Annotated in this window: 4 protein-coding genes; 1 reads left to right on the forward strand and 3 read right to left on the reverse strand. The window is 68.1% G+C overall.

The window, feature by feature from the left end; all coding sequences use genetic code 11:
- The 3 genes from pcnB to B0684_RS13465 form a co-directional block, all read right to left on the reverse strand.
- The coding region (pcnB, locus tag B0684_RS13455; RefSeq protein WP_077277054.1) for a polynucleotide adenylyltransferase PcnB at positions 1-1,283 on the reverse strand (1,283 nt) is incomplete at its 3' end.
- A gap of 52 nt (positions 1,284-1,335) precedes the next feature.
- On the reverse strand, positions 1,336-1,806 hold the full coding sequence (locus B0684_RS13460; protein WP_018168074.1) for an NUDIX domain-containing protein: 471 nt from the start codon (positions 1,804-1,806) through the stop codon (positions 1,336-1,338).
- Positions 1,803-2,243 carry an RNA-binding S4 domain-containing protein gene (locus tag B0684_RS13465; RefSeq protein WP_018175819.1) on the reverse strand — a complete coding sequence of 147 codons (441 nt, stop codon included), beginning with the start codon at positions 2,241-2,243 and terminating at the stop codon, positions 1,803-1,805. Before B0684_RS13465 ends, B0684_RS13460 begins: the two co-directional genes overlap by 4 nt.
- 106 nt (positions 2,244-2,349) lie before the next feature.
- Between B0684_RS13465 and B0684_RS13470 the strand changes: the two genes are divergently transcribed.
- The gene (locus B0684_RS13470; protein ID WP_018168072.1) at positions 2,350-3,039 is read left to right on the forward strand and encodes a glutathione S-transferase family protein; all 690 of its coding nucleotides are present in this window, start codon (positions 2,350-2,352) and stop codon (positions 3,037-3,039) included.
- The last annotated feature ends 218 nt before the right edge of the window (positions 3,040-3,257 follow it).

Genomic DNA, 3,257 nt, shown 5'->3' on the forward strand with positions numbered 1-3,257 from the left:
CCCGCCATGGCCTTCTGTGCGTCCTCGTCCAGCTCCTGGATCTCGGTCCACCAGCGACACAGCTCGGGGTCGGCATCGCCGGCGCGGGCGCGCAGGCAGAGAAAGTCATAACCGGCGCGAAAGCGCGGATGCGTCAGCAGGCGCAGCGCACGGCCACCACGATGGCGCTCCAGCCGCGCCTGGAGTTCCCAGATCTCGCGCACGATCAGGCTGAAGCGTTTGGGAATGGACACCGTCTTTACCTGACGATCCAGCACCTCGGCCATCGCCTGCTGCCAGGCCGGAATCTCCTGTTCGTCGGCCGCGATCCGTTTGGCCGCGGCCACCTGCACCGGGGCCCAGAGGATGGCCGCGTAGAGGAACGCCGGGTTCACACCCAGGCCCTCATTGATGCGCTTGTCGGTATTCAGCAGCGACTCGACCAGGAACTGGCGGCGCTCGGGGCCGACGTCCGGATCGGCAAAGCAGGCCGCAGCCTCGGGGAACATCGGCTCGAACAGGCCGAGGCGTTCCAGCTCGTCCAGACAGGTGACCGCCGCACCGCTGTGGAACAGCTTGATCACCTCGTCGAACAGCCGCGCCGGGGCTACCGTCTGCATCAGCGAGGCGAGATCAAGGATGCCGGCCTCGACCTCCGGCGCGATGGTCAGACCCAGCTTGGCGGCGAAGCGAACCGCACGCAGCATACGCACGGGGTCTTCGCGCAGGCGCGTCTCGACGTCGTCGCCGATCAGGCGCAGCTCGCCCGCGCGCAGGTCCTCGAACCCACCGGTGTAATCCAGCACCGAGAAATCCTCGATGTCGTAATACAGGGCGTTGATGGTGAAGTCGCGGCGCACCGCATCCTGCTCGATGGTGCCGTAGCGATTGTCGCGCAGGATACGACCTTCCTCGCTCAGCGCGACCTGGCCTTCGTCCTCGGACTCGTCGTCATGCGGCGCGCGGAAGGTCGCCACCTCGATCATCTCGCGTCCGAAGAGCACATGCGCCAGGCGAAAGCGGCGCCCGATCAGGCGGCAGTTGCGGAACAGGCCACGCACCTGCTCGGGGGTGGCGTCGGTGGCGACATCGAAGTCCTTCGGCTCGCGGCCCAGCAGCAGGTCGCGCACGCCGCCGCCCACCAGGCAGGCGCGATAACCGGCCTCGCGCAGCCGATAAAGCACCTTCAGGGCGTTGTCGTCGATCGCCGCGCGCGAGATGCCGTGCTCCGCACGCTCGTAGACGCGCGGTTCCGGCAGCTCGCTGTCGGGCCGGGACGGGGTTGCGGGGTCAGCCTTTGTCACGCGATACCGTATCGGTGGTCGAAAGCGCCGTATGGTAACAGCTTGGCCGGATTCATCCCGTTTTTTGTACCGGACGCGGGGCGGCGGTTTCGCCGGTCAGGCGCCAGCGCCGATAGTCGTCGAGGATGCGTCGGTGGTCGAAGACCAGCACCTGGCCCGGGTCTTCCGGGTCCAGCCAGGCGCAGTCGGCAGCGTCATCCCCGGCCCTGGCCTCGCCCCGGCCCCGCGCGATGTAGACCGCGCTGACGGTGTGCCCGCGCGGGTCGCGCTGCGGGTCGGAATACACCCCCAGCAACGCCTCCAGCTCGACCTCCAGCCCGGTCTCTTCGCGCGCCTCGCGTACCGCGGCATCCTCGGTGGACTCACCGACGTCGACGAAGCCGCCCGGCAGGGCCCAGCCGTGCGGGGGGTTGTGGCGCTCGATCACCAGCACACGACCGGGCTGCGCCGAGTGGCGGATGACCATATCCACCGCCAGCCGGGGTGTGACGGGCGGGCCACTCGAGCCTTCGGGGTTGTTCACTCGGATTCACTCCTGTCGCTGCCGTCCTGGCGAATAAAGCGGCGGATCTTGCGCCGCGCGCGCTTGTCCGGGCGCCGGCTGGGGGCGCTGTCCGCGACCGCGCGCTCGGCGCGCCGGCGTTCGCTTTCGGCCGCGCGCCGGGCCTGGCTTTCTTCGGTCTCGGTGTACAGCGCCTGGGCTTCGCGCGCCGGCCGTCGCTGATCGCTCAAATGGACCACATCCAGCTCCCAGACCTGCGGGCCGCGGTGGATGGTCAGGCGATCACCGGTGTGCACCCGACGCGCCGGCTTGCAGCGCTCGCCGTTCACGTGGACCTTGCCGCCGCCGACCGCCTCGCTGGCAAGGCCGCGCGTCTTGTAAAAACGGGCGGCCCAAAGCCATTTGTCGATCCGCAGCCCGGCGCCGGGCGCCCCGTTGTGGCCGCTACCCTTGCCCAAGGCTTTCCCGCGACATCACGAGGGGAGACAATGCGCCCCCTTTAATAGCGAGGAACCGGCGACCCGGATCGGGGCCCCGCCCCACCTGCGGACGCCGAAGACCACCATGAATCTGCCGCATCTGCACCTGATCAGTTTCGCCATCTGTCCGTTCGTTCAGCGTAGCGTGATCACACTGAAATACAAGGAGGCGCCGTTCGAGCTGAGCCTGATCGATCTGGCCAACCCGCCGGACTGGTTCCGCGAACGCTCGCCCCTGGGCAAGGTTCCGCTGTTGATCGTCGACCACGATACGGTGCTGTTCGAGTCGGCCGTGATCAACGAATATATCGATGCCATTACCCCGCCCGCGCTGATGCCGACCGACCCGCTGGAACAGGCGCGGACCCGGGCCTGGATCGAGTACCTCTCGGAACAGACCTTTGCCCAGTACCACTGGATGACCGCGACCACCGAGGATGCCTTCGAGCTGGCGCGCCACACCGCCGCACGCGGGCTGGAGCGCCTGGAACAGCAGATGACGCAAGACGACCGCCTGGCCGCGCCCGGCTTCTCGCTGATTGATGCCACCCTGGCCCCGATCCTGATGCGCTATGCGCTGCTGGAGGATCCGGACAGCCCCTGGGAGACCGAGGCCTTTCCGCGCCTTGCGGCCCGCTGGGACCAGCTGCGCGAGATACCGGCCGTGCGGGACTCGGTCCCGACCGACTTTGCGGCACAACTGGCCGACTACCTGCGCCAGCAGGACGGCTTTGCGCCGGCGCATTTCGCGGCGCAGCTCGACGCGCCCGCCTGACCAAGGCTTCACCCGACCGCCTACCCCAGTGGTCGGACTCGGCCCATCAACCGCCGGGTTGAGTCTGGTCATGGTTCGACATCTGGTGTTTTCGCTGGCTTCGGTCCGCCGCCTGCCTGGTTGTGGCTGGCCATGGTTTGTCCTCTGGTGTTTACGTGCCTTCGTCCGGCCGCCTGCCAGGCGCTGACTCGCCAGCGCACCGCGAGGTACTTCTTTGC

It is taken from the genome of Thioalkalivibrio versutus (assembly GCF_001999325.1).
Taxonomy (GTDB): Bacteria; Pseudomonadota; Gammaproteobacteria; order Ectothiorhodospirales; family Ectothiorhodospiraceae; genus Thioalkalivibrio; species Thioalkalivibrio versutus.

Excerpts from the sequence above, each read along its gene's own strand:
- B0684_RS13470 (WP_018168072.1), top strand. The coding sequence starts at position 2,350 with ATGAATCTGCCGCATCTGCACCTGATCAGTTTCGCCATCTGTCCGTTC.